Source organism: Streptomyces sp. NPDC023527, from assembly GCF_055560115.1.
The window spans coordinates 61,759-87,771 of the sequence record NZ_JBVHJJ010000009.1 but is presented as its reverse complement, the minus strand read 5'-3'; the positions used below and the strand labels follow the sequence as shown (position 1 = coordinate 87,771).

Sequence of the window (26,013 nt, the reverse complement as noted above, 5' to 3'; positions counted from 1 at the left end):
CGCGGAGAACCGTACAGGGCGATAATGTGCTATCACTTTGCTAGACAGGAAACGGCACGCGCCGATGATCATGGGATCGCCGCGCGCCACGAGGAAAACAGGGGGAACTCCATGCCCGAGACCGTCACCGCACCGGACACCACGCCACCGGCGAACATCCCCGAAATGCCCAGGCCACGCGTCCGCGAGGTCCCGGCGCGCGACATCGGCGGCGGACTCGCCCTGCTGCTCGGCCTGGTGGGGCTGCTCGTCGGCGCGGGCGCCATCGCCCTCGGCGTCACCTTCGGCCACGACGGCAATGGCGCCGCGTGCGCGGCCTTCGTCATCGCCGGCATCCTCATCGCCCTCGCCTCCGTCACCGCGATGAGCGGGCTGAACACCGTCGCCCCCGGCGAGGCCCGCGTCGTCCAGCTCTTCGGCCGCTACCGCGGCACGATCCGCACCGAGGGCCTGCGCTGGGTCAACCCGTTCACCAGCCGGGCGAAGCTCTCCACCCGGGTGCGCAATCACGAGACCCCGGTCATGAAGGTCAACGACGCCTACGGCAACCCCATCGAGCTGGCCGCCGTGGTGGTCTGGCGGGTGGAGGACACCGCGCAGGCGATGTTCGAGGTCGACGACTTCCAGGAGTTCGTCGCCACCCAGACCGAGGCGGCCGTGCGGCACATCGCCATCGAGTACCCCTATGACGCGCACGACGACGACGCGCTGTCGCTGCGCGGCAACGCCGAGGAGATCACCGAGAAGCTCGCCATCGAGCTGCATGCCCGGGTCGAGGCGGCCGGCGTGCACATCATCGAGTCGCGCTTCACCCACCTCGCCTACGCGCCCGAGATCGCCTCCGCCATGCTCCAGCGACAGCAGGCGGGCGCGGTCGTCGCGGCCCGCAAGCTGATCGTCGAGGGCGCGGTCGGCATGGTCGAGGAGGCCCTGTCGCGGATCAGCGAGCAGGGCTTCGTGGAGCTGGACGAGGAGCGAAAAGCAGCCATGGTCAGCAATCTGATGGTGGTGCTGTGCGGTGACCGGGCCGCCCAGCCCGTCCTGAACACGGGCACCCTCTACCAGTGACCGAGGACCACCCGCCACAGCGTGGGCCGCGGCAGCGCAAGCAGGTGCTGCTGCGGCTCGACCCGCTGGTCCACGACGCGCTGACGCGCTGGGCCGGCGAGGAACTGCGCAGCGCCAACGCGCAGATCGAGTTCCTGCTGCGCAAGGCGCTCAACGACGCCGGCCGGCTGCCGAAGGGCACGGGCGCGATGCCGAAGCGCGGCCGCCCACCGAAGGGCGGGGCGGGGGACGGCGAAGGCTGAGGCGCCGCCGCCACAGCTCTACGGAGCGTGTCGGCACCTCCGGGACCGATCAGAACAAGCCAACCGAACACTATCTATACACCGTGTGTATACACCCGGTGTAGTGTCCCTCGCATGTCAATCGGACACACCCTGCTCGCGCTGCTGGAGGCCGGCCCCAGCCATGGCTACGACCTCAAGCGCGCCTTCGACGAACGCTTCGGCCACGACCGCCCGCTGCACTACGGGCAGGTCTACTCGACCATGTCGCGACTGCTGAAGAACGGTCTCGTCGAGGTCGACGGCATCGAGCAGGGCGGCGGCCCCGACCGCAAGCGCTACGCCATCACCGACGCCGGGATCACGGACGTCGAGCACTGGCTCGTACAGCCCGAGAAGCCCGAGCCCTACCTCCAGTCGACGCTCTACACCAAGGTCGTCCTCGCGCTGCTGACCGGCCGGAACGCCGCCGACCTGCTGGACGCCCAGCGCGCCGAGCACCTGCGCCTGATGCGTGGGCTCACCCGGCGCAAGGCCACCGGCGACCTCGCCGACCAGCTCATCTGCGACCACGCGCTCTTCCACCTGGAAGCCGATCTGCGGTGGCTGGAACTCACCGCCGCGCGCCTGGGCCAGCTGGCGAAAGAGGTGCGCCCATGACCCCGTCCGGCTCCCTGCTCGCCGCCACCGGGCTGCGCAAGGCGTACGGCCCGACGCCCGCCCTCGACGGCGCGGACTTCTCCATCCACCCCGGCGAGGTCGTCGCCGTCATGGGCCCCTCGGGCTCGGGCAAGTCGACACTGCTGCACTGCCTGGCGGGCATCGTGCGGCCCGACTCGGGCACCGTCCGCTACGGCGCGCGGGACCTGTCGGCGCTGTCGGACGCCGAGCGCAGCGCGCTGCGCCGGAGCGAGTTCGGGTTCGTGTTCCAGTTCGGCCAGCTGGTGCCCGAGCTGACCTGCGTGGAGAACGTCGCGCTGCCGCTGCGGCTCGGCGGCGTCAAGCGCAAGGAGGCCGAGGAGCGGGCCGTGGGCTGGCTGGAGCGGCTGGAGGTCACCGACGTGCGCGACAAGCGCCCCGGTCAGGTCTCCGGCGGCCAGGGGCAGCGCGTCGCCGTCGCCCGCGCGCTGGTCACCACCCCCAAGGTGATCTTCGCGGACGAGCCGACGGGCGCCCTCGACTCCCTCAACGGTGAGCGGGTGATGGAGCTGCTGACGGAGGCGGCCAAGTCCACCCGGGCCGCGGTCGTGCTGGTCACGCACGAGGCGCGGGTCGCCGCGTACTCCGACCGTGAGGTGATCGTGCGGGACGGCCGGGCGCGCGACATGGCGGGCGTCTCATGACCGGGCGCGGCACACAGCGCGCCGGCCATGGCCCGGCCGACCCGCCCACCGGTCCCACCGGGGCCGCCGCCTGGGCCCGCGACCTCGCCGCCGGCGTGCGTTTCGCGCTGACCGGCGGCCGCGAGGGCTGGTTGCGCACGGCGCTCACCGCGGTGGGCGTCGGCCTCGGGGTGGCGCTGCTGCTGATCGCCGCGGCCGTCCCCGAGATGCTCTCCGCGCGCCACGACCGGGACGCCGCGCGCGGCGTCTCCTTCGACACGGCGACGCGCCTGGAGCCGGGCCCCGGAACGCTCCTCTACGAACCGGCCGGCACCGACTACCGCGACAAGCCCGTCACCGGCGCCCTGCTGCGGGCGGAAGGACCGGAGGCACCCCCGCCGCCCGGCGTACGGCGGATACCCGGGCCCGGCGAGATGGTGCTCTCCCCCGCGCTGGAGAAGCTGCTGAACTCCGACGAGGGGAAACCGCTGCGGGGCCGGTTCCCCTTCCGACAGGTCGGCACCATCGGCGACTCCGGGCTCGTCGGCCCCGATGAGCTCTTCTATTACGTCGGCAGTGACCGGATCGGCGCGGACTCCGGCGCCAAGCGCGTCGACCACTACGGGACCGCCGAGACGAGCGACCCGTGGAGCCCCGCGATCATGGTGCTGGTCATCATGGTGTGCGTCGTCCTGCTGATGCCGGTGGCCGTCTTCATCGCCACCGCCGTCCGCTTCGGCGGCGAACACCGCGACCGGCGGCTCGCCGCGCTCCGGCTGGTCGGCGCGGACATCAGGACGGTGCGGCGGATCGCGTCCGGCGAGGCCCTGTGCGGCTCACTGCTCGGACTGGCCGTCGGCGTGGGCGTCATGCTCTTCGCCCGGCGGTTCGCCACCCACGTCACCGTGCGGGAAGCGAACATCTTCCCCTCGGACCTGACACCGGGCCCGCTGCTCGCGGCGCTCATCGCCGTCGCCGTCCCCACGGCCGCCGTCGTGGTCACGCTGTTCGCCCTGCGCGGCGTCGCCATCGAGCCGCTCGGGATCGTCCGTAACGCGGTGACCCGGCGCCGCCGCCTGTGGTGGCGCCTGCTGATACCCGCCCTGGGCGCGGCCCTGCTGCTCCCGCTCTTCGGCGGGGCGTCCGTGAGCCCCTACGGTGCCGGGATCAATACGCTCCAGGTCGCCGGTGGCGCGATCCTGCTGCTCATCGGCGTCACCGCCCTGCTGCCCTGGCTGGTCGAGGCGTGTGTCGCCCGGCTGCGCGGCGGGCCGCCGCCCTGGCAGCTGGCCGTCCGCCGGCTCCAGTTGAACAGCGGCGCGGCGGCGCGCTCGGTCAGCGGGATCACTGTCGCGGTGGCCGGGGCGATCGCGGTGCAGATGCTGTTCCTGGGCATGCAGAGCGACTACTCGGACCCGCCGTGGTCGAAGGACGCCCCCTCGCAGCTCCAGGCCGACCACCGGCCGGGCTCGCCCTCGGAGGTCCACGGCTATGTCGACAAGTTCCGCGCCACGGACGGCGTGCGGGCCGCGACCGGATTCGTCGACCGGTATGCGCAGAAGGAGGGGGAGAGTGACACGGTCACCTCCGTCATCGTCGGCGACTGCGCCACCTTGCGCGACATCGCCGACGTCGGCTCCTGCCGGGACGGCGACGTCTTCCTCGCCCAGGAACCGGGCGGCGGGATCGACACCGCCAACCGCTTCAAGCCCGGCACCGAGCTGGTGATGGAGGAGTACGGGCCGCCCGTCGGCGAGTCACCGCGTACGTACCAGTGGACCGTTCCCGCCTCGGCGCGGGTCGTGCCGACCGTGCCCGACCCGCTCGGCGAGCACCAGCACGGCGTGCTGGTCACCCCCTCCGCCCTCGACGTCTCCGCGATCCCGGACGCCCGGACCCGCCTGCTGATCAGGGTCCGGCCGGACGACCCGGACGCCATCGAGGCCGTGCGCAACACCGCGGCGGCCATCGATCCGGGCATGCGCGTGCGGCGCATGGGCGGCGTGAAGAAGGACGACCACTACGACGCCGTCGAGCGAGGCCTGCTGATCGGCGCGGTCCTCACGCTCGCCCTCATCGGCGCGAGCATGTTCGTCAGCATGCTGGAGCAACTGCGCGAGCGCAGAAGGCAGCTGTCCGTCCTCGTCGCGTTCGGCACCCGCCGCTCCACGATCGGCTGGTCGGTGCTCTGGCAGACCGCGATCCCCGTCGTGCTCGGCCTCGCCCTGGCGGTCGCGGGCGGACTCGGCCTGGGCTGGCTGATGCTGAAGCTGGTCGACCGGACGGTGAGGGACTGGCTGGCGTTCCTGCCCATGGTCGGCGGGGGTGTGACCGTCATCGCCGTGGTGACGCTCGTCAGCCTGCCACCGCTGTGGCGACTGATGCGGCCGGACGGCCTCCGTACGGAGTAGGCCCGGCGGAACGGGTAAGGGGCGGTGGCCCGTGGCCACCGCCCCTTACCGCATGCCCCGTACCCGGGTGCCGCGGTCAGTCGTGGACGATACGGACGGGGAGGCTCCGCAGTTCGGTGCGGAGGGCCTCCGCGAACTGCTCGAACTCGCCCTGGCGCGCCGCCCCCGAGCGCATGACCAGGGCGATGCGGCGCGAGGGCGCGGGGTCGGCGAAGTAGCCGGTGGAGAGCTGGTCGTTGCGGCTCGCCTCGACGCGCAGCGCCGTGCGCGGCAGCAGCGTGACGCCCATCCCCCCGCCGACCAACTGGACCAGCGTCGAGAGGCCGGCGGCGCTGGTCGTGACGGGCGTGCCGATCGTCCGGCCCGCCTCGCGGCAGATGTCCAGGGCCTGGTCGCGCAGGCAGTGCCCCTCGTCGAGCAGCAGCAGGTCCAGCTCGCGCAGCGCGGCGCGCGGGATGTCCCCGCGCCCCGCCAACCAGTGGTCACTCGGGGTGACGAGCACGAAGTCCTCGTCGAAGAGCGGCAGCTCCGTGGTGCCGGGGGCGCCGAGGGGAACGGCGAGCAGCAGCAGGTCCAGCCGCCCCTGGGCCAGTCCGTCCAGCAGGGAGGCGGTCTGCTCCTCGTGCACCTGGAGATCGAGGGCCGGGTAGGAGGCGTGGACCAGGCGCAGGACCGTGGGCAGCAGATAGGGCGCCACGGTCGGGATCACGCCGAGGCGCAGCACGCCGGTGAACGGCGCGCGGGCCGCGTCGGCCTCCTCCAGGAGCGCGCCGACCGCCTCCAGGACCGTACGGGCCCGGGCGGCCAGCCGCTCGCCCGCTGGACTGAGCAGCACTTTTCTCGTCGTACGCTCGAGGAGCTGGACATCGAGCACCTCCTCCAGCGCCGAGACGGCGCCGGAGAGCGCGGGCTGGCTCATGCCGATGGCGGACGCCGCGTCGCGGAAGTGCAGGTGCTCCGCGACGGCGACGAACGCGCGCAGCTGCGCGAGGCTGGGCTGCCGGGGCCGGGCCGGGGCGACTTTCGCGGGGCTGCCCGCGAGGGCTTCTCCGGGGTCCGTCCCCGGGACTATGGGCGGCATAACTGATAACCACCTCCGATCAACTTCACTCAGTCTAGCTATTTCCGTTATCAATGCCTCCTGTGGCAGGGTTGGTCTGTCCAACCCGAAGGAAGCTCCCATATGGGACGTTCCTCGTTTCAAGGAGAGCGCGTGCTCACTGTCGGTGACAAGTTCCCCGAGTTCGACCTGACCGCCTGCGTTGACCTCGACGCGGACAAGGCCTTCGCGCAGATCGACCACAAGACCTACGAGGGCAAGTGGAAGGTCGTCTTCTTCTGGCCGAAGGACTTCACCTTCGTCTGCCCGACCGAGATCGCCGCCTTCGGCAAGCTGAACGACGAGTTCGCCGACCGCGACGCCCAGATCCTCGGTGTCTCCGGCGACTCGGAGTTCGTGCACCACGCCTGGCGCAAGGACCACGCCGACCTGCGTGACCTGCCCTTCCCGATGCTGGCCGACGCCAAGCACGAGCTCATGGCCGCCTGTGGCGTCGAGGGCGAGGACGGCTACGCCCAGCGCGCCGTCTTCATCGTCGACCCGAACAACGAGATCCAGTTCGTCATGGTGACCGCCGGTTCCGTGGGCCGTAACCCCAAGGAGGTCCTGCGGGTCCTCGACGCCCTGCAGACCGACGAGCTGTGCCCCTGCAACTGGACCAAGGGCGAGAACACCCTCGACCCGGTCGCGCTGCTCGCGGGCGAGTGAGCTGATTCCTCATGGCACTCGATGAGCTGAAGTCCGCGATACCGGACTACGCCAAGGACCTGAAGCTGAACCTCGGCTCGGTCATCGGCAACTCCGACCTTCCGCAGCAGCAGCTGTGGGGCACCGTCCTGGCCTGCGCGATCGCGACCCGTTCGCCGATCGTCCTGCGCGAGCTGGAGCCGGAGGCCAAGGCCAACCTCTCCCCCGAGGCGTACACCGCGGCCAAGGCCGCCGCCGCCATCATGGCGATGAACAACGTGTACTACCGCACCCGGCACCTGCTGTCGGACCCGGAGTACGGCAACCTGCGCGCGGGTCTGCGGATGAACGTCATCGGCAACCCGGGCGTGGAGAAGGTCGACTTCGAGCTGTGGTCGCTGGCCGTCTCGGCCATCAACGGCTGCGGCATGTGCCTCGACTCCCACGAGCAGGTGCTGCGCAAGGCCGGCGTGGAGCGGGAGACCATCCAGGAAGCCTTCAAGATCGCCTCGGTTCTCCAGGCGGTCGGCGCGACCCTCGAGTCCGAGGCCGTGCTGAACGGCTGACAGCCACACCCCGTACGACAGCGGTCCGCCGGCCTTCTGGCCGGCGGACCGTTTCGTCATGTGCGGGGCGGGTCAGTCCGCGCCGGGTGGCCGGCCGTCCCCGGGCGCCGGCGCGACGGGCTCCGCCGACGGGGCCTGCGCGACGGCCGCCCGCAGGGCGTTCTCCCTGGCATGGGCCCGGAGATAGCCGACGACCGTATTGGTCACGGCGGCCAGTGGAACCGCGACCACCGCGCCGCCGATGCCCGCGACCAGCGAGCCCGCGGCCACCGAGAGGACCACCGCGAGCGGGTGCACCCGCACGGCGCGGCCGAGGATGAACGGCTGCAGCACATGGCCCTCGATCTGCTGCACGGCGAGCACCACGGTCAGCACCATCGTCGCCGTGAACACATCGCGCGTCACCAGCGCCACGACCACCGCCAGCGCGCCGGAGACGACGGCGCCGACGAGCGGGATGAACGCGAAGAGGAAGATGAAGACGGCCAGCGGCACGGCCAGCGGCACATCGAGGAAGAACAGCCCTATGCCGATGAAGATCGCGTCGATCAGGGCCACTATCACCGTGCCGCGCACATAGGCGGTCAGCGTCGCCCAGGCGCGCGGGCCCGCGCCCGACACCCCCTCGCGCGCCGCCGCCGGGAAAAGCTTCAGCAGCCAGTCCCAGATCTTGGGGCCGTCGTAGAGCAGGAAGAGCGTGCTGAACATCGCCAGCAGAATGCCCGTCAGCACCTCGATGATGACCTGGACACCCTCGATGCCGGCCGAGGTGATGTCCTTGGTGTTGGTGCCGATCGCCTGACTGAGATTGTCGGCGATGTTGTTGATCTGGTCCTCGGTGACATGGAACGGGCTGTTCAGCAGCCAGTGCTTCAGGTCCTTGATGCCCTGCTGCACCTGCGTGGACAGGTCGTCGAGGTTCTCCGTCACCTGCCAGACCACGAACCAGCCGACCAGGCCCATCACGACGAAGCCGGAGATGAAGGTCATGGCCGTGGCCAGCCCCCGGGGCACGCCGCGCCTCTTGAGCATGGCGACGGTGGGCTGGAGCAGCGCCGTGATCAGCAGCGCCGCGGTGAAGGCCAGCACCACCAGCTGGACGGCGCTGATCACCCGCATCAGGACCCACAGCGTCCCGGCGAGGAGCAGCAGGCGCCAGCTCACCTCGGCCGCGACGCGCACACCCCACGGGACGGTGGCGGCCGGATCGGGGCGCGCGGCGACGGCGGGGGCGTAACCGGGCGGCGGCGGGACGTGCTCGGGCTCGGCGGCGACCGCGGCCACGGGCGGCGCGGACACCGGCTCGGGTGCGGAGGCTCGTACGGACGCGGGGGGTCGTACGGACTCGGCGGGGGATACGGCTCCGGACGGCGGCCCGCTCGCGGGCTCCGGCGTCTCCGCCGCGCTCCGCGCCTCCGCCCTCCGGGCTTCGAGACGGTCGGCGAACCGGGTCAGGCCCGCTCCCACGCCACCGACCCATCGTGGCAATCTGGACATTTCTCTTCCTCTACCCCCACTCCCCCGCAGCCATGATGACGACGTTACCCGTGCCCACTGTCAACGAGGCCGACAGGTGTCGTGGGGGAAGACACACAAAACCCCCGGCCGGTTGAGGCCGGGGGCCATGTGAAGACATGGAAGAAGCCGCGGACGAATCCTACGCGCGGGCTAGTACCACTGGTTGGCCTGCCAGAACGACCAGGCGCCGCAGGGGCTGCCGTAGCGCTCGTTCATATAGCCCAGGCCCCACTTGATCTGGGTGGCGGGGTTGGTCCGCCAGTCGGCGCCGGCCGACGCCATCTTCGTGCCGGGCAGGGCCTGGACGAGGCCGTACGCGCCGGAGGAAGCGTTGGTGGCGGTGTAGTCCCAAGTGCTCTCGTTGTTCACGATGTTGCTGAAGCACTGGAACTGGTCGCCCGGGATCATCTGCCGGGCCATCGCCTGGACCTCGGCGGTGGTGTAGGAGCCCTTGGCGGCGAAGGACGAGGCGTCGCGCGTCGCGGAGCGGCTGCTGACCTCATCCTTCTTCTCGCGCTCGGCGGCGTCCTTCTCCGCCTTCTCCTCCGCCTCCTTCTTGGCCGCGGCGTCCGCGGCCTCCTTCTTGGAGGTGGCGTCCTCGGCGGCCTGCTTGCGCGCGGCCTCCTCGGCGTCCTTCTTCGCGGCCGTGTCGGCGGCCTCGGACTGGGTGTCCGCCTGCTGCGTCAGGGAAGCGGTCTGTGCCTGGACGTTCTGTCCGGCGGGGATGTCCGCGAGGAGCGTCGCGTCGGCTGCGGTGGCCTCGACCTGAGGGGTCGTGCCCTGATCGCCCGAGGCGACACCTACGACGGCGCCGACGGTGGTGACCGCGGTGGCGGATGCCACGGCGAATCCCCGGACCGAAATCCGGCTCACACGGTTTCCTTCCAGCATCGCCCGCTTAGGTGACCTCGCGGGCGCAATCGTGCCCCTGGCTCTGGCCTCCGTCGTGCCGGTTCCGGCTAGCTGAGGAACCGACTGGTCACAGAAGGCGCTGACCCGGTCCAACGAGGGGAGCCCTCCCGCGAAGGAGGTCCGCGTGACGCTCGGGCGGCATACGGCGACGCTGTTCAGTTCTTGTGGTGTCGCACCCCTGGAGGTGCTGTTGTGCCGTATGCGGGGCCTGACAGGACCCAGACTTTGCCCGACCGGGACGCCCCGAGGCAATTCCGCGTTGCGTGGGAAAGCTCACACGCCGTTTACACCTGCGTTTTTCCGGAAAGCACCGCGCAACACAACAGCGCGCGGCTAGGCTCCTTCGCTTTCGCCGCGCGCTGCCGTTGGGCCACCGTCAGTTGGGGCGCCCGTATCCGTATCTACGCACCGCTACGCGCTCAGATACGGCCGTCCTCCAGCATTTCGGTCACCAGCGCCGCAATCGGTGAACGCTCCGAACGGGTCAGCGTGACGTGCGAGAAGAGAGGGTGCCCCTTCAGCTTCTCGACGACCGCGACCACGCCGTCATAGCGGCCGACCCGGAGGTTGTCGCGCTGCGCGACGTCATGGGTGAGCACCACCCGTGAATTGGCCCCGATGCGCGACAGAACGGTCAGCAGGACATTGCGTTCGAGCGACTGCGCCTCGTCCACGATGACGAACGCGTCGTGCAGGGACCGCCCGCGAATGTGCGTGAGCGGCAGCACCTCCAGCATGCCGCGCCCGACGACCTCCTCGATCACCTCGGCGCTCGTCACCGCCGACAGCGTGTCGAAGACGGCCTGGGCCCAGGGGCTCATCTTCTCCGCCTCGCTGCCCGGCAGATACCCCAACTCCTGCCCGCCGACCGCGTACAGCGGCCGGAAGACCATCACCTTCCTGTGCTGCCGCCGCTCCAGGACGGCCTCCAGGCCGGCGCAGAGCGCCAGCGCCGACTTGCCCGTGCCGGCCCGGCCGCCCATGGACACGATCCCGATGTCCGGGTCCAGTAGCAGGTCGAGGGCCACGCGCTGCTCGGCGCTGCGACCGTGGATGCCGAACGCCTCCCGGTCGCCGCGCACCAGCCGCACCGAACCGTCGGCCGTGACCCGGCCCAGCGCCTTGCCGCGCTCGGACTGGAGCACCAGGCCGGTGTGCACGGGCAGTTCCGCCGCTTCCGGCACCTCGACGACCTCGGCGGCGTAGAGCTCGTCCACCTGCTCGGCCGTGACGGTGAGCTCCGCCATGCCGGTCCAGCCCGAATCGGTGATGGCCAGCTCCGCGCGGTACTCCTCCGCGAGCAGACCCACCGCGGACGCCTTGATACGCAGCGGCAGGTCCTTGGACACGACAGTGACGTCATATCCCTCGGCCTGGAGATTGCGGGCGACCGCGAGAATGCGCGAGTCATTGTCACCGAGGCGGAACCCGGCGGGCAGTATGCCCGTGTCCGAGTGGTTGAGCTCGACCCTGAGCGACCCTCCCAAGTCACCGATGGGAATCGGTGAGTCGAGGCGGCCGAATTGCACCCGGTATCCGTCCAGCAGCCGCAGTGCCTGCCGCGCGAAGTAACCGAGCTCCGGGTGGTGCCTCTTGGCCTCCAACTCCGTGACCACCACCACGGGGAGCACGACCTCGTGCTCCTCGAAGCGGGACATGGCTCCTGGGTCGGCCAGCAGGACGCTGGTGTCGAGAACATAGGTGCGCCGGTCGTTATCACGGCGGTTCTTGCTGGTCACCACGGGTGGACGAACCCCCTCGGGGAGAGGTCGGGGCGCAACGGCGTCGCCGGGGAATGGGCCGGGTCCATGCCCTTCGAGGGCCGGACGCCGGCCCTCCGCGTCGTCCGCGCGGGCCCACGGGGGCCCGCTCGGTCCGCACGGTCGTCGTCCGTGTGCAAAGGGCCTCCCGGGCGGGCGGCCCCATGCCGCCCGCTGGCAGAGCGACGGTCTTTGGACAGACCGTCGACCTGGAGGGGATATTCCCGCTAGACCGCTTGACCATGCAACGGCATATGCGACGACGAGGTGAACGCCCGATCCGTCAGCAGCCGTAGCGGCTCCGCCGCGTGGTACGAGGGACGGCTCGCGCACCCTGCCGGGGCCATTACGGCACGGCCTTCAGGGGACGCGTTCTCAGTGCCCGTACCGCCGATGCCGTGGCGTGACCGTACAGAGGCAGGGGATAACCCCCGCACCCTCAGCCGCCGCCAATACCGCAGCGCCTCAGCACCCGTACCGCCGATGCCGCGCCGCGTAATCCCGCAGGGCGCGAAGGAAGTCGACCTTCCGGAAAGCCGGCCAGAAGACTTCGCAGAAGTAGTACTCGGAGTGGGCGCTCTGCCAGAGCATGAAGCCCGACAGCCGCTGTTCGCCACTGGTGCGGATGACGAGATCCGGGTCGGGCTGGCCGCGTGTGTAGAGGTGCTTGGAGATGTGCTCGACATCCACGATCTCCGCGAGTTCCTCGAACGTCGTACCGTTCTCGGCCGCTTCGAGCACCAGCGACCGCACCGCGTCCGCGATCTCCTGCCGACCGCCGTAACCGACGGCCACATTGACCAGTATTCCGCCGATACCGACCGTGTCCTGCTCGGCCTCCTTGAGCACCGACTGGGTGCGGGCCGGCAGCAGATCGAGCGTCCCCACGTGGTGGACGCGCCAGCGCCCATCGGCCGCCAGGCCGCGCACGGTGTTCTCGATGATGCCCAGCAGCGGGTTGAGCTGCTCCGGCTCCCGGTCGAGGTTGTCCGTGGACAGCATCCAGAGGGTGACGACCTCGACATCGGTCTCGGCGCACCAGCTGAGCAGCTCGTGGATCTTGTCGGCGCCGGCCTGGTGGCCCTGCTCGAGCGTACGGCCGTCCGCGCGGGCCCAGCGGCGGTTGCCGTCGAGGATGACGCCGATGTGCTTGGGCACCTGGGCATGGTCGAGGCGGCCTTCCACCCGGCGTGCGTAGAGCTTGTACACCAGGTCGCGCAACTTCACGTCTTCCAGCCCCTCCATGCCACGGCGGTCGCCCCGAGGGCGCCACATTACTGCCCGCGTGTCACGAGGACCCAACTCGGTCCGTCACAGGTCCGTGATAGTCAGGGACGCATGACCGATTCCACTCATTCCGCTCACTATCGCGCGGCCGGATCCCGCTATGACTCCATGGAGTACCGGCGTACGGGGCACAGCGGCCTGAAACTGCCGGCCATCTCCCTGGGGCTGTGGCACAACTTCGGCGACGACCGTGCCCTGGAGTCGCAGCGCGGCATTCTGCGCCGCGCCTTCGACCTGGGAGTCACCCACTTCGACCTGGCCAACAACTACGGACCGCCGCCCGGCTCCGCCGAGCTGAACTTCGGCAAGATCTTCGCGCAGGACTTCCGCCCGTACCGCGACGAACTGGTCCTTTCCACCAAGGCCGGCTACCTCATGCACCCCGGCCCGTACGGCGAGTGGGGCTCGCGGAAGTACCTGCTCTCCTCGCTCGACGCCTCGCTGGGCCGAATGGGTGTCGACTACGTCGACATCTTCTACTCCCACCGCTTCGACCCGGAGACGCCGCTGGAGGAGACGATGGGCGCCCTCGCGTCCGCCGTCCAGCAGGGCAAGGCGCTCTACGCGGGCGTGTCCTCCTACAACGCGGAGCAGACGCGCGAAGCCGCCCGCCTGTTGCGCGAGATGGGCGTGCCCGCCCTCATCCACCAGCCGTCCTACTCGATGATCAACCGCTGGACGGAGGACGACGGGCTGCTCGACACCCTTGAGGCGGAGGGCATGGGCTGCATCTCCTTCGCGCCGCTCGCGCAGGGGCTGCTGACCGACAAGTACCTGCACGGCATCCCGGAGGGCTCCCGCGCCTCGCAGGGCAAGTCGCTGGACCCGGGGCTGCTGACCGACGACGTCGTACGGCGCCTGCGGGGGCTCCACGAGATCGCCGGGCGGCGCGGCCAGTCCCTCGCGCAGCTCGCCCTGAGCTGGGTGCTGCGGGACGCCCGGATGACCTCGGCGCTGATCGGTGCGTCCAGCGTGCGTCAGCTGGAGGCGAATGTGGCGGCGCTGGGTTCTCCGAAGCTGACGGAGGAGGAGCTGGCCGAGATCGATTCCTTCGCGGTGAGCACCGAGGGAGTCAACATCTGGGCGCGTCGCGGCTGATTTCCGGGCCGGTTTTCACATTCCCGCACAAATCATTACGCATTGTGACGACCTGGCAAGAAAAACGGGCCGGTCCGTGGGGGGGATACGGACCGGCCCGAGGGGGGGTTTCCACCTTAACCGGTCGGAGGCCGTGCCGTGTGCATCGACAGGGGTGACAAGGCGCGCCGCGCTGACACACGGTGACCTTTTCGATCTTGAACGAGGCGGTGGGCGGGGCCTCTTCGGGGCCCCACAGGGCCCGTCAGTACTGGGCCAACGGCCCGGAATCAGCCATTCGGCCCATGATCGGAATCCCGCTCTCGGGGCTTCTGAAAACGCACCGAAAAGTCATCGTGGGCTTGACGTGTTCGACGCCATTTCGTGTCGCGAACGCGACCATTGGTGACTCAGTGTGTACTGCACGTGCCTATTCCGCACCGATGTTTGTCGGAATCGGGGCTTCCGATGTGCTCGCGGATGCCCGCCGTACGACGCGCGAGGGGCTCCCGGCCCCAGCTGCGGAGGAGGACGAGCGGCGGAGGAGTTCGGGGACGAGGGTGCCGATCCCGATCAGGGCCATGGCCGCACCGATCCACAGTGGCGCCCGCAGGCCGAAGGGGCCGATGGCCAGACCCCCGGCGGACGAGCCGATGATGATGCCGAGGGTGATGAAGGACGAGTGGATGGTGTTGACCAGCGGCCGGGCGTTGCCGGCGCGCTGGACGCGGGTGACCATGGCCGGGTTCATGGTGACGCCGACCAGGCCGATGCCCAGCACGCACATCACCGCCGGTACGGGCAGGTGGGCCAGCAGGGCGAATCCCGCGAGGAAGAGCGCGTTCATGGCCAGGCCGCACAGCAGGATCCCGACGGGGTACCGGTCGGCGAGGCGTCCGACGATGTGGTTGCCGATCACCGTGGCGGCGCCGTAGGCGATGAGCAGCAGCGGTACGGTGCCGGACGCGAACCCGGTGATCTCGGTGAGGACCGGGTTGAAGTAGCTGAACGCGGAGAACGTCGCACCGATGACGAAGGTGCTGGTGGAGAGCGTCAGCCACAGCTTGGGGCGCTTGAAGACGCCGAGCTCCTGCCGGAAGGTTCCGCCGCCCTCCGCGTGACCGAGGCGCGGCACTCCGGCGAGCGTGCACAGCGCGGCGACCACCGTGAGGCCGACGATCACCCAGAAGGCCGCGCGCCAGCCGAGGCGCTCGCCGATCAGCGTGGACAGCGGCAGGCCCAGCAGGGTGCCCAGCATCAGGCCGTTCAGCGCCACCGCCGTCGCCCGGCCGCGTACCTCCGGGCGGGTGAGCTGGGCGCAGATCGACAGGGAGACGCCGAAGAACGCCTGGGAGGCGACGCCGGTGACGACGCGCGCCACCATCATGACCCCGTAGGTGGGCGCGGTGGCGGCCAGGACGTTCCCCGCCAGGGAGACGGCGAACAGCAGCATCAGCGCCCGCCGCTGCCGCATCCTCATGACCGCGACGGTGAGCAGGGGGCCGCCGACGGCCATGGCCACCGCGAAGGCGGTGATGAGATAGCCGATCTCGGGAATGGTGGCGTCCAGGCCCTCGGCCATCTGCGGCATCAGGCCGGCGACGACGAACTCGCTGGTCACCAGGGCGAAGATGCCCATGGCCAGGACATATATGGCACGTGGCACGGCAGGTGCTCCAAGTGGTGGATCGGTCGGTTGGGGGTTGGTCGGTTCGGGATCGGGTCGATTGGGGATCGGCCGGTCAGGGATCAGCCGGCTATGGAATCGGCAGTTATGGATTGGTCGGTACAAAACTGGCTCATGGGTAAGCGTGCATGGGTGAGCGGCCGAGAGGCCCCGGCCGCCCCCGGAGGTCGGATCGCGTCGAGCCCCGGGCGTCAGATCGCGTCGAGCGTGGAGCGGGCGATGTCCTCCAGCGCCCCGCGGCCGATGCCGGCGCGGGCCGAGACGCGCATGCCGCCTATCGCCGCGATCACGAAGTGCGCCAGCGCCCGCGCGTCCTTGGCGGCGTCGATGTCGCCGTCCCGCTGGCCCGACTCGATGGCGGCCCGCAGCGCCTCGAACCGGCGGCGGTAGTCGCGCTCCAGCTCGCGCGCCACCTCGTCGTCGCGGGACGCGAGCTCCACTGCGGTGTTCACGACCAGACAGCCACGGCCGTCCTCCGCGTGCGCGCACTCCTCCTCGACGATCAGCTCCAGCAGGGCGCGGAGCTTCTCCCGCACCGGCAGGTCGCCTTCGAGCAGTTCGGCGAGGATGACGGACTTGTTGTCCATGTAACGCGACAGGGCTCTGCGGAAGAGGTCGTGCTTGCTCTTGAAGGTGTTGTAGATGCTGCTCCGGCCCAGGCCCGTGGCCTCGCACAGATCCTGGGTCGAGGTCGCCTCGTACCCGGCGGTCCAGAAGGCCTCCATGGCCGCGTCGACCGCCCGCTCCTCGTCGAACTTCCTCGGTCGGGCCATGGGATGACCCTAACAGGTTTTGGATCAAGCAATCCAGAACTTCGGAGGATCGGCGGACGGGCGGCGCGCGTCAGGCGTTGGCCACCGCGACTCCCCCCAGCACCACCCCCAGCCACGCCCCCGCGATCATGAACGGTCCGAAGGCGAGTGCCGAGCCGCGCCCCGCTCTCCGCGTCACCAGCAGCGCCGTGCCGTACACCGAGCCGAGCAGCAGTCCCGCGAACGCGCCCAGGAAAAGGACCGGCCAGCCGTACCAGCCCAGCGCGCACCCCAGCCCGACGGCCAGCTTCACATCGCCCAGCCCCATTCCCCTCGGGTGGATGAGGAACAGCAGCAGATAGCCGCCTCCCAGCGTCGCCCCGCCCAACAGCGCGGTCGGCCACGACCCGCCGGCTCCGGGTATCAGCGCCGCCGCGCCCAACAGCACCGCCGTCCCGGCGGCCAACGGCAGCGTGAGGACGTCCGGGAGCCGCCGCACCGACCGGTCGACCCCCGCGAGCAGCACCCCCACCGGCGCCGTGACCAGCCACACCGCCAGCTCGGGCCGTGAGCCCACCGCCCAGGCCAGCGCCCCGCACCCGAGCGCCGTCACCGCCGCGGGCCACAGCGCCCCCGGCCCGTACCGCGCGCCGCAGACCCCGCAACGGGCTCGCCCCAGCCAGCCGGCGACCGCGTGCCCGCACGGCCCGGCAGACCGCCACGGCTCCTCGGGCTCCACGCTCAGCCGATACCGCGCCCGCGACACAGACACCCCGGCCACGGCCCCGTACACGACGGCGAGAACCATCAACAGCACGTCCATGAACCGAGGTTACGTACACACGCCGATCCCCGCTGGAGCCTGTGGATAAAGTGCCGCAGGCGTCCCCTGGAACCGCCCAGGCGGCCACCCGAAAGGACCACGGCCATGCCCCGCATGCAGGACGGCACCGCCCAACTCATCATCCACGGCAGCGATTTCGAAGTCCCGTACACCTCGGTTCCACTGGAGATCGCCGCCTCCTACCGTGCCCGCACCCGCGGCCTCCTGGGGCGTGACACCGTCGAGGGCGCCCTGCTCCTCACCCCGGCCTCCAGTGTCCATACGTTCCGGATGCGCTTCCCCATCGACGTGGCCTACCTGGACCGCCGCCTGACCGTCCTCGCCGTACGCACCATGCGCCCCGGCCGCCTCGGAGCCCCCCGGATCCGCTCGCGTCACGTGCTGGAGGCAGCGGCCGGCGCCATGGGGCCCTGGGGGCTGCGGCCGGGTGTCCGCGTCGAGATCCGCACCTGAGACCCGTTCCGGGGCGTCGCGTCAGCCGCCGGTCCGCCGGGCGGCCAGTGTCCATCCGCCGAGCCCGAGGAGCAGCAGCGATCCGGTGCCTATGCCCGCGTATCCGATCACCCGCAGCCGTCCGTCCGGACGCCTGGCGACGGCCGTGACCCGGCTTCCGGCAGCTTGGCGTTCCGTGCTCTTCTTCTGGGCACTCGCGACGCCGATGTCGAGGGTCAGGGGAACGGCGACCGAAGTCCCCTTGCCCACCTTGGGGTTCAGGCTGACTTGAAGGTAGTACGTACCGGCGAAGCGCATGCCCCGGACGGCGTCGCCGCCCGTCCCTCCGCCGAGGGCCGCCGGGGGCGTGGCCAGCGACAGCGCGGCCTCCTTCCCCTGATAGCCCGCCGTCTTGTTCATGACGTAGCCACGCGCGGTATTGCTCAGCCCCATCCGCACGCCGCTGACCACATACGGCGAGGCCGCGTCACCCGGGGCGCCCGCGAACCTCGCGTCGGCGAAGAGCTGCTGCCCCGCGTCGACGGACACCTGGTAGAAGTGCGTCTCCCCTGGCCGGAGTTCGTCCTTCCAGGCACCGGGCCGGAGTTCGGCCGCGTCGTTGAAGCCCGATCCGCCCGCCACGGGCGTGCTCGGCTCCGCCGGGGCGGACGGCGCCCGCGAGCTCCAGGCGCCGGGAGACGTCGCCGCGTCCTTCCGCTCCGCCGGCCCCGTCACATACTTCAGCTCGACCGGCACCGCCGAGCCGTCCCCGCCCGCCGCGTCGCCCCGCTCCACCGCGAACCGGTACCTGCCCGCTTCCTTGCAGGCCCCTCCCGCCCTCACCACGCGCTCCGCGTAGTCGGAGATCGGATACGCGCCACCGGCCGAGAGGAACGTCCGGTGCCGCCCGGCGCCGCACGGAGTGCCGTCCATGTCCTCCAGCACCACATCGATCCCGTCCCGCGTGCCCATCGTGCTGCCGGGCCGCGGCACGGCCACCGCGGAGACGTACGCGCTCGACTCCGCGTCCAGTTCGACGCTGTAGTACTTGCGCTCGCCGGGCTTGACGCTGTCCGTGTACGTGTGCGCGCCCGGCCTCAATAACGGTCCCCCGGCGCCGCTTTCGGACCCGTGCACCTCCTGCGCGCCCGCGGCCATCCGGTACGAGGCCACTCCCTCGGGCCCCCGGATCTGCCCGACCGCCTCCCCGTTCCTCGCGTTCCCCGCCGCCAGAACTCCCAGCGCCGCCACCCCGACGAGCCAGCCCCTCATTCCCCGCCTACCTCCACCGGTCCCCTGCCTCAGCGGTGCCCCATCCTGCCCTGCTGTCCGGGGGCGCGCGAGGGGTACGGAGCCACCGCCGGCTCCCTCCTCCGCGCGCAGGCCGTCGAGAGCGCCCTGAATGGTGCGGACCGTCAGACGTGGGCGGTGGAAGACGTCGTCACGGGTGAAGCGCAGGATCTGCCTGACCTCCCGGCAGGCGGCGAGTTCGTTGAAGCGCATGGCGTCGTTCTGATGGGCGGCCCTGCTGCCGTGCCAGGTGAAGCCCTCGATCTCCACGCCCAGCCCCTCCGCCCGGAAGAGGAAGTCCAGCCGCACGGTGCGGCCGCGCGCCGTCGTCACCTCGGCCTGCGCCTCCGGGCGCAGACCGGCGCCGCGCATCTCCAGCCGCGCCTTGGACTCGGCCGGGGAGCCGCACGCCGCGTCGGTGAGCTCCAGCACCTGCCGGGCCGCGCGCGTACGGGGCCGGCGGGACGCCGCGGCCAGGGGGGCGGCGACCTGCCCGCGGCTCACCTTGCCCCGGGCGAGCGCCGAGTCGGCGGCGATCACGCCCTCGTCCGCGGGGAGCGCGCGCAGCAGGTCGCAGACGGTCCGTACGGCCGTTGTGACGCGCACTCCGGCGATGACGGTGATCTCCTCCTCCGAGGGCGGTGAGCTCGGCGGCGACGCCGTCCTGTGCGGCGGCGAGCTCGCGCAACCCCTGGTGGTCTGCCTTCACCTCCCCAGGACACCCCAACCACCGCCCTTCGCGCGAGCCCTGTGGATAACCCGAGCGCGAGGCGGAGTCAGCGGTGCCGGGGGAAGCTGACCTCGACGCGCCGGTTCTTCTTGCGGCCCTCTTCCGTGGCGTTGTCGGCGATGGGGTACTGCTCGCCGTAACCGCGTATCTGGTAGGTGAGGGAGGACGAGCCCACGTTCTTCGCGAGTTGCTGTTGCACAGCGTTGGCGCGTTCCTTCGACAGGGTCAGGCCGTGGGCGGTGGAGCCGAGGTTGTCGGTGAAGCCGAAGACGCGCAGGGTGGTGGCGCCCTGCTTCCTGATCTCGTCGGCGATGACGCGGATGCGGGTGGTGGCCTCGGGGCCGAGGCGGGCGCTGTCCTTGTCGAAGAGGACCTCGGCCTGGAGGGCGAAGGTGACGTCGACGTTGGTGTCCTCGCGGCGCTCGTCGCCGTTGTCCGTCTCGACCACGGACTTGATGTCCAGGACGCGGCCCGGCGCCAGTTGGGCCCCGGAGCGCATCTTGAGGTCGGGGTCCCGCCCGTCGATCTTCACGGGCGGGGTGGTGTCGGCGGGGCTGCCCGGGCCGCTGTCCGCGTGCGCGGGGGCCGCGGGCGGGCCGGAGACCAGGAGCGCGACCACGGCGGCGGCGACGGCCGCACCACGGCGGACGCGGAGCGTCGTCGCCGGGCGGTGGACCGACACGCGCCAGGGCGGCATGCGGTCGGGCAGGACCCGGTCGGCCGGCACGCGGTGCGTCAGCGTGCGATGCGTCGGCATGCGCCGGTCACCCTGAGATCTTGACGCGGACGGACGGCATGGTGGGCAGCTGGAAGTCGACGTCCGTGACGTTCGCCGGGGGCGCCGGGAACTGGGCGAAGACGGGCCGGCTCTCCTTGGGCTTGATGTTCGTCAGACCCGTGCTGCACAGACACTCGCCGTCGGTGTCGCGCAGGACCAGATAGCGCTTCTTGCTCGCCTGGTCGACCAGGGACGCACCGGAGACGGACGAACGGGACTTCATCTCCGTCTCCTTCGAGAGCCAGTGGATCGCGTTGAAGGGCTTCGTGCCGCCGTTGGTCAGCGTCCCGTTCACCGTCACGAAGCCGCCCGTGTCCCGCTCGGCGGAGGTGAGCGTGATGACGACACCGTCCGGCCCCTTCATCTCGCCTATCGCGTCGGCCGACCGGGGCGCGGGCTTGTCCGCCCGACCTTGTGGGCCGGACGATTTCTCCGCGGACCCGCCGCCCTTGGCCCCCTTGCCGCCGTCCCCGCCGTCCCCGCCGCCCTCGCCGCATCCCCCCGCGGTCAGCGCCAGGACGGCCGCGAGCGCCGCCACGGCCACGCCTCTGCGGGCCTTCGTCGTGTGCCGCATGCTCATGGGTCGCGTTCCTTCGTTCGTCGCCGGAGGCGGCGGATAGGTCAACGGATCGGACAGGGAGGTCGGTCAGGGAGGTCGGTCAGGGAGGTCTGCCGGCGAGGTCGGTCGGCGTCCGGTCGGAGGAGCGGTCGACGGGCGGAGGGCAGACCGCGCGGTCGGCGGTCATTCGGCGAGCCGCACCCTGAAGAGCGCACGGGTCACCCGTGCGAGATCCTCGGGGTGCTTCAGGTCGATCGTCACCACTTCGCCTCCGCACACGATCTCGACCACCGGCGCCGGACTCTCGGGTGGCTTCGAACTCCCGGAAGGGGCCGGATCCCCAGGCGGCTTCGGACTCCCAGTCGGCTTCGGTGTCTCCGGTGGCTTCCCGCTCCCGGGCGGCTTCGCGGCGCACCGCGGTTCCACCACCGCCCTCGCCGTCGCCGTCGCGTAGGTGTTCTCGGTGCCCGGGACGACCGACCGGCCGACGGGCTCGGTCGCCCGTACGGAGACGGTGAAGGAGGCGGGCAGTCCGTTCTCGGACGCGGTGCAGCCGCCCACCAGGTCGGCGCCGTTGCCCTGCGCGTACGAGGCGGCCTCGTCGCAGGCCGCGTCGGGCCGGCCGGCCCGGCCGGTCAGCCAGTCCTCCCATGGGGCGCCCGCCGCTCCGCCCACGGCGGCCAGCAGACCCGTGCGCAGCTGGTCCCGGTAGCTCTGGGCGGCGGCGAGGGCCGCGGCGTCGGCCGCCGTCTGCGCGCCGTTCTTGTCGGCTCCCGCCCGGCCCACCGCGAAGAACGCCAGGGCCAGGAAGAGCAGGCCCGCCACGGCCGTGATGTAGAGAGGGAACGCCTGGCCGGCGTCGCCGCGGCGGCCCGTCAGCCGCTGGTCACCTCGGAGATCTTGTCGGAGATGGCGCTCGCGATCGCGCTGCCGAAATCCGTCCGGGTCAGGACCAGGACGATCGCCACCACGACGGCGATGATGCCCAGATACTCGATCGCGGTCTGACCGCGGTCGTTTCCCAAGAAGCGCTTGCCCATCGTCTTCCCCTCCATCGGCAGCCGGCCCCGTCCGGCCCGGCCGGTCCCTCCCCGTGGCGCCGCTCGCGGCACAAGAAACGTACGCCGGATCAGCAGCCGCGGAACAGAGCGCACCACACGATTCACCTCTCGTTAAAGGGAGTTGGCGCATCGATACCCTCATACGCCACTCACCACCCGCACGGCTCGCGCGCTTCACCCTCCTCACCTCCCCGTGAGAGAGCCGAAGTCCGTTCCCGACCCCAGGAAGAAGCCCGCCACCAGCAGGATCATCGTGCCCGGCACCATGAAGGTGGTGATCACGACGGTCGCCTTCGGTACGGCCCGGGCCGCGCGGCGGCGCGCCCGCTGGGCGTCGGTGCGGCGCATGTCGTTGGCGATGGCGATCAGCGTGTCGACGATCGGCGCGCCGAGCTCCTCGCCTTGCTGCAACGCGGTGACGAACTGGGCGACTTGTTCGGAGTCATTGCGTCTGCGCAGCTCCTCGAAGGCCTGGCGGCGGCTGACGCCCATGTCCATCTGGCGGAGGGTGATCCGCAGTTCGTCCGCCCACGGCCCCTCGTACCGCTCGGACACCCGGTCCAGCGCCTGCCGGAAGCTCAGTCCCGCGCTCACCACGACCGCCAGGACGTCCAGGAAGTCCGGCAGCGTCCGGTCGATCGCGTCCTTGCGTTCGCGAACCGCCGCCCAGATGCCGACCTCGATCCAGAACAGGCCGAAGGCGCCCAGCAGCAGCGCGAGGAGCAGCCGCCCGTCGAGCAGCATCACCAGCGCGCCGCCGAAGCCGAGGAAGCCGTAGACCGCGCGCCGCGCCGCGTAGCGGTCGACCGTCAGCCCGCCGGGGTTGCCGGCCCGGTCGATGCGGCCGCGGACCTTCGCCACCCGCTTGTCGCCCATCATCCGCAGCACCAGCGGTGCGTACCGCATGCCCAGCCGGTCGACGGCCGAGCCCACGGCCGTGGTGCGCGTCGCGCCGACTTCCAGCGCCAGCGCGAGGTCCGGCGGCAGCCTGGCCTCGCCGCGGTACAGGGCCAGCCCGGCGCAGACGCCGACCACGGACAGCGCGACCAGCAGTCCCAGCAGAAACCCCATGCCCATCCGGTCAGCCCCTCAGACGTCGATCTTCGACATGCGGCGGATGACGACGAAGCCGAGCCCGTACAGGCAGAACGCGGCGACGACGGCCGCCTGGCCCAGGAAGGTGGAGGTCATCCGGTCGATGGAGCCGGGTGCGACCCGGTCCATCAGCAGCAGCGTGCCGATGCCCATCAGCGGTACGACGTAGGCCGTGACGGTCACCTGCGACAGCTGCGTGCGGACCTCGCGCCGCGTCTCCTTGCGCTCCTCCAGCGTCTGGGTGAGGTTGCGCAGCGAGCTGACGACCGTGCCGCCGGCCCGGTTGGCGAGCACCAGCGTCGTCACCAGCACCACCAGCTCGCGCGAGGGCAGCCGGTCGGCCAGTTCGCCGAGCGCGTCGTCGACGGAGTGTCCGACGGCCAGCTTGTCGGCGACCTTGCCGAGCTCCTCGCCCGCCGGGGCCTCCATCTCGTCGGCCGCCATGCTCAGGGCCGTCCGCAGGGCGAGGCCGGCCTGGGTGGCGTTGGCGAGGATGCGGGAGAGCTCGGGGAGCTGGTTGATGAACTTCTCGATGCGCTTGCGGCGCTGCCAGCTCAGGAAGGCGGAGGCGGACCAGACGGCGACGACGCCGGCCAGCGGCCCGAAGAACGGCGCGAGGGCGGCGGCCGCGACCAGCCACAGGCCGGCCGCCGCCGCGACCGTGCAGGCCGTGAACTCGGCGGGCGTGACATCCAGCCCGGTCGAGGCGAGCCGCAGTTCCAGCCGACCGCCCGCGCGGGTGGCCCGCAGCCGCCGGTCGAGGCCCGCGAAGTGGCGGGCGCGACCGGCGGGCGGCAGGGCCGGGGCGTCCGAGAGCCGGTCGACCAGCGCCCGCCGCTGCTCCTTCCCGGCCGCGTACACCAGCAGGCCGGCGATGCCCAGCGCGCAGCACAGCAGGGTGGCGCCGGCCGTCAGCATGACGAGAGTGTCCATGGCTCCGCTACCTCTGCCTCGCCTCTCGGGTGGTGAGCTCGTCGGGGAACGCGGCGACGCCGAAGGCCGGTGGCACGGACTCGTTCGCCAGCCGCAGCCGTTCGGCGACGCGCTCGGGGACGGGGAAGCACGAGAACCGGCCGCGCACGACGCGGTCCGCGTCCATCGGCAGGGCGTCGAAGCGGCAGACGGTCGCCAGCCGGTAGTCCTCCCGGCCGTGCGAGTCGAGGAGCGCGATCTCGGTGACGCGCCGCGAGCCGTCGGGGTGCCGGGTGAGCTGGATCAGGCAGTCGACGGCGCTGTTGATCTGGTCGCGCAGCGCCTCGTAGGGGATCTTGACCTCGGACATCGATGCCAGCGTCTGGAGCCGCATCAGGGCGTCCTCGGCGCTGTTGGCGTGGACGGTGGCGAGCGAGCCGTCGTGGCCGGTGGACATGGCCTGGAGCATGTCGAGGGTCTCGCCGCCGCGCACCTCGCCGACAATGATGCGGTCGGGGCGCATGCGCAGGGAGTTGCGTACGAGGTCGCGAATGGTGATCCGGCCCTTGCCCTCGACGTTCGGCGGTCGCGATTCGAGGCGGATGACGTGCGCCTGCTGGAGCTGGAGCTCGGCCGCGTCCTCGACGGTGATGATGCGCTCCCCCTCCGGGATCAGTCCGGAGAGGGCGTTCAGGAGCGTCGTCTTGCCGGAGCCGGTCGGCCCGGAGACCACCACGTTGAACTTCGCCCGGACGAGCGCGGAGAGCAGCAGCAGCATCCGCTCGTCCAGCGTGCCCATGCCGATGAGCTCGTTCAGGGTGTACGCGCGCGGGAAGCGGCGGATGGTCAGCGTGGCGCCGTTGAGGGCCAGCGGGGGGATGATGACGTTGACGCGCTCACCGCTGGGCAACCGGGCGTCCACCATCGGATTCGACTCGTCCACACGGCGGTTGACGGTGGAGACGATGCGCTCGATGGTCTGCATCAGCTGCTCGTTGGAGGCGAAGCGCACGGGTACGAGCTCGACCCGCCCGGCCCGCTCGACGAAGATCTGATCGGGCCCGTTGACCATGATCTCGGTGACCGAGGGGTCTTCGAGGAGCGGTTCGAGGACGCCGAGGCCCAGCGCCTCGTCCACGACGCGCCGGATGAGCCGGTCGCGCTCGGCGGTGGACAGCACCGGGCCCTCGCGGCTGATGATGTGGCCGAGGACGCGCTCCAGCCGGGTGCGGCGCTCGGCCGCCGCGAGCGCCGACATCTCGGCGAGGTCGATCTCCTCCAGCAGCTTCGCCCGGTAGACCGGGACGAGATGACTCGACTCCCGGCCGTCGGGCGGCGCTTCCGGGGCGGCGATCCGTGCCCGCAGGCTCATGGCGCACTCCTCGGTTTCGGGTACGGGCCGGTGACCGGGTCGGTGGGGCAGGGCATGGTGGCCCGGCGGGTGACGGTCCGGTCCCCGAGGAAGGGGAGGACGGACGGGATCTCGACGGTGACGGTGGCGGTCGTGCGCGCGGCGCCGTCGCACGGGGGCGCGTCCGGGGCGCCGTCCGTCCGCAGCCAGCCGCTGAGCGCCGCCCGCCCGGCGGCGCCCGGCGACACACGCGGGTCGTCCAGCGACGCCGTACGGGCCGCCGCGCGCGCCGCGCTGCCGGCCTGCTGGGTGGCGTACGCGGCGAGGCCGAGCTGGATCGCGGCGAGCCCGACGAGCAGCAGAACCGGCAGGAACCCGATGAGCTCGATGGAGGCGGAGCCGCGGTCGCGGCCCCCTCGGCGGGGGTGACGCGGAGCGGGGTGTCCGACGCGCGGGCCGGGGGCGCCCGCCCGAGCTCGTAGGACGTTCCGCGGGGGCGTTCGGGCGTCCGCGCGCCCAGCGGCGTACGCCCGGCCCGCGGCCCGCGCGTCGGACACCCCTCGGCGGGTCGCGGGCCGCCCGGCAGCGTCGACCGGCGTCCGCGAGCCCCATAGGGCCGTACGAGCTCCCGGC

General features: G+C 71.3%; 26 protein-coding genes. 9 read left to right on the top strand and 17 right to left on the bottom strand.

Features of this window, described 5'->3' with window-relative positions:
• The first annotated feature begins 111 nt into the window (after positions 1-111).
• The 5 genes from ACZ303_RS19085 to ACZ303_RS19065 all read left to right on the top strand — a co-directional run bounded on the left by ACZ303_RS19085 (position 112) and on the right by ACZ303_RS19065 (position 5,022).
• Complete coding sequence (locus ACZ303_RS19085; RefSeq protein WP_467340357.1) at positions 112-1,068, top strand: SPFH domain-containing protein; 957 nt, start codon at positions 112-114, stop codon at positions 1,066-1,068.
• Positions 1,065-1,310 carry a type II toxin-antitoxin system antitoxin gene (locus tag ACZ303_RS19080; RefSeq protein ID WP_467340355.1) on the top strand — a complete coding sequence of 82 codons (246 nt, stop codon included), beginning with the start codon at positions 1,065-1,067 and terminating at the stop codon, positions 1,308-1,310. The genes ACZ303_RS19085 and ACZ303_RS19080 overlap by 4 nt, the downstream gene beginning before the upstream one ends.
• Before the next feature lie 114 nt (positions 1,311-1,424).
• Complete coding sequence (locus ACZ303_RS19075; protein WP_467340353.1) at positions 1,425-1,949, top strand: PadR family transcriptional regulator; 525 nt, start codon at positions 1,425-1,427, stop codon at positions 1,947-1,949.
• A complete protein-coding gene (locus ACZ303_RS19070; protein WP_467340351.1) occupies positions 1,946-2,632 on the top strand; it encodes an ABC transporter ATP-binding protein in 687 nt (228 codons plus the stop codon). Before ACZ303_RS19075 ends, ACZ303_RS19070 begins: the two co-directional genes overlap by 4 nt.
• The gene (locus tag ACZ303_RS19065; protein WP_467340349.1) at positions 2,629-5,022 is read left to right on the top strand and encodes an FtsX-like permease family protein; all 2,394 of its coding nucleotides are present in this window, start codon (positions 2,629-2,631) and stop codon (positions 5,020-5,022) included. The genes ACZ303_RS19070 and ACZ303_RS19065 overlap by 4 nt, the downstream gene beginning before the upstream one ends.
• Before the next feature lie 76 nt (positions 5,023-5,098).
• Here the strand turns inward: ACZ303_RS19065 and ACZ303_RS19060 are convergent, their stop codons facing one another.
• A complete protein-coding gene (locus ACZ303_RS19060; RefSeq protein WP_467340346.1) occupies positions 5,099-6,103 on the bottom strand; it encodes a LysR substrate-binding domain-containing protein in 1,005 nt (334 codons plus the stop codon).
• A 132-nt stretch (positions 6,104-6,235) separates the two neighbouring features.
• Between ACZ303_RS19060 and ACZ303_RS19055 the strand changes: the two genes are divergently transcribed.
• Complete coding sequence (locus tag ACZ303_RS19055; RefSeq protein ID WP_467340344.1) at positions 6,236-6,790, top strand: peroxiredoxin; 555 nt, start codon at positions 6,236-6,238, stop codon at positions 6,788-6,790.
• An 11-nt stretch (positions 6,791-6,801) separates the two neighbouring features.
• On the top strand, positions 6,802-7,335 hold the full coding sequence (locus ACZ303_RS19050; RefSeq protein ID WP_467340342.1) for an alkyl hydroperoxide reductase: 534 nt from the start codon (positions 6,802-6,804) through the stop codon (positions 7,333-7,335).
• A gap of 72 nt (positions 7,336-7,407) precedes the next feature.
• Here the strand turns inward: ACZ303_RS19050 and ACZ303_RS19045 are convergent, their stop codons facing one another.
• From ACZ303_RS19045 to ACZ303_RS19030, 4 genes are all read right to left on the bottom strand, one after another.
• Positions 7,408-8,832 carry an AI-2E family transporter gene (locus tag ACZ303_RS19045; protein WP_467340340.1) on the bottom strand — a complete coding sequence of 475 codons (1,425 nt, stop codon included), beginning with the start codon at positions 8,830-8,832 and terminating at the stop codon, positions 7,408-7,410.
• A gap of 171 nt (positions 8,833-9,003) precedes the next feature.
• Positions 9,004-9,726, bottom strand: a complete 723-nt coding sequence (locus ACZ303_RS19040; RefSeq protein ID WP_467340338.1) for an aggregation-promoting factor C-terminal-like domain-containing protein — start codon at positions 9,724-9,726, stop codon at positions 9,004-9,006.
• A gap of 458 nt (positions 9,727-10,184) precedes the next feature.
• Positions 10,185-11,507, bottom strand: a complete 1,323-nt coding sequence (locus ACZ303_RS19035; protein ID WP_467340336.1) for a PhoH family protein — start codon at positions 11,505-11,507, stop codon at positions 10,185-10,187.
• A gap of 483 nt (positions 11,508-11,990) precedes the next feature.
• On the bottom strand, positions 11,991-12,752 hold the full coding sequence (locus ACZ303_RS19030; protein ID WP_467340788.1) for an isoprenyl transferase: 762 nt from the start codon (positions 12,750-12,752) through the stop codon (positions 11,991-11,993).
• A 111-nt stretch (positions 12,753-12,863) separates the two neighbouring features.
• On the opposite strand from ACZ303_RS19030, the gene mgrA reads away from it, so the two are divergent.
• Positions 12,864-13,910 carry an L-glyceraldehyde 3-phosphate reductase gene (mgrA, locus tag ACZ303_RS19025; protein ID WP_467340334.1) on the top strand — a complete coding sequence of 349 codons (1,047 nt, stop codon included), beginning with the start codon at positions 12,864-12,866 and terminating at the stop codon, positions 13,908-13,910.
• Positions 13,911-14,319: 409 nt separating this feature from the next.
• Here mgrA and ACZ303_RS19020 read toward each other — a convergent pair whose 3' ends face one another.
• The 3 genes from ACZ303_RS19020 to ACZ303_RS19010 all read right to left on the bottom strand — a co-directional run bounded on the left by ACZ303_RS19020 (position 14,320) and on the right by ACZ303_RS19010 (position 17,151).
• Positions 14,320-15,555 (bottom strand): MFS transporter, encoded by a 1,236-nt coding sequence (locus tag ACZ303_RS19020; RefSeq protein WP_467340332.1) that lies wholly within the window; start codon positions 15,553-15,555, stop codon positions 14,320-14,322.
• A 212-nt stretch (positions 15,556-15,767) separates the two neighbouring features.
• Entirely contained in the window at positions 15,768-16,349 is a 582-nt protein-coding gene (locus ACZ303_RS19015) for a TetR/AcrR family transcriptional regulator (RefSeq protein ID WP_467340330.1), read from the bottom strand.
• A gap of 70 nt (positions 16,350-16,419) precedes the next feature.
• Positions 16,420-17,151, bottom strand: a complete 732-nt coding sequence (locus tag ACZ303_RS19010; RefSeq protein ID WP_467340328.1) for a prepilin peptidase — start codon at positions 17,149-17,151, stop codon at positions 16,420-16,422.
• A gap of 105 nt (positions 17,152-17,256) precedes the next feature.
• Between ACZ303_RS19010 and ACZ303_RS19005 the strand changes: the two genes are divergently transcribed.
• Complete coding sequence (locus tag ACZ303_RS19005) at positions 17,257-17,625, top strand: DUF192 domain-containing protein (protein WP_467340326.1); 369 nt, start codon at positions 17,257-17,259, stop codon at positions 17,623-17,625.
• Positions 17,626-17,646: 21 nt separating this feature from the next.
• On the opposite strand, the gene ACZ303_RS19000 is transcribed toward ACZ303_RS19005, so the two are convergent.
• From ACZ303_RS19000 to ACZ303_RS18960, 9 genes are all read right to left on the bottom strand, one after another.
• Positions 17,647-19,500 (bottom strand): endonuclease domain-containing protein, encoded by a 1,854-nt coding sequence (locus tag ACZ303_RS19000; protein WP_467340324.1) that lies wholly within the window; start codon positions 19,498-19,500, stop codon positions 17,647-17,649.
• Between the two features lie 170 nt (positions 19,501-19,670).
• The gene (locus tag ACZ303_RS18995; protein WP_467340786.1) at positions 19,671-20,321 is read right to left on the bottom strand and encodes an OmpA family protein; all 651 of its coding nucleotides are present in this window, start codon (positions 20,319-20,321) and stop codon (positions 19,671-19,673) included.
• 67 nt (positions 20,322-20,388) lie between these two features.
• Entirely contained in the window at positions 20,389-20,982 is a 594-nt protein-coding gene (locus ACZ303_RS18990; protein WP_467340322.1) for a hypothetical protein, read from the bottom strand.
• Positions 20,983-21,144: 162 nt separating this feature from the next.
• Positions 21,145-21,840, bottom strand: a complete 696-nt coding sequence (locus ACZ303_RS18985; protein ID WP_467340784.1) for a pilus assembly protein TadG-related protein — start codon at positions 21,838-21,840, stop codon at positions 21,145-21,147.
• Positions 21,837-22,001, bottom strand: a complete 165-nt coding sequence (locus tag ACZ303_RS18980; RefSeq protein WP_467340320.1) for a Flp family type IVb pilin — start codon at positions 21,999-22,001, stop codon at positions 21,837-21,839. The genes ACZ303_RS18985 and ACZ303_RS18980 overlap by 4 nt, the downstream gene beginning before the upstream one ends.
• Before the next feature lie 204 nt (positions 22,002-22,205).
• Entirely contained in the window at positions 22,206-23,099 is an 894-nt protein-coding gene (locus ACZ303_RS18975; RefSeq protein ID WP_467340318.1) for a DUF5936 domain-containing protein, read from the bottom strand.
• A gap of 12 nt (positions 23,100-23,111) precedes the next feature.
• Complete coding sequence (locus ACZ303_RS18970; protein WP_467340316.1) at positions 23,112-24,050, bottom strand: type II secretion system F family protein; 939 nt, start codon at positions 24,048-24,050, stop codon at positions 23,112-23,114.
• A gap of 7 nt (positions 24,051-24,057) precedes the next feature.
• Positions 24,058-25,401: a CpaF family protein gene (locus tag ACZ303_RS18965; protein ID WP_467340314.1), complete on the bottom strand. Its 1,344-nt coding sequence runs from the start codon at positions 25,399-25,401 to the stop codon at positions 24,058-24,060.
• Positions 25,398-25,937 (bottom strand): TadE family protein, encoded by a 540-nt coding sequence (locus ACZ303_RS18960; RefSeq protein ID WP_467340313.1) that lies wholly within the window; start codon positions 25,935-25,937, stop codon positions 25,398-25,400. Before ACZ303_RS18960 ends, ACZ303_RS18965 begins: the two co-directional genes overlap by 4 nt.
• Positions 25,938-26,013 lie beyond the last annotated feature (76 nt).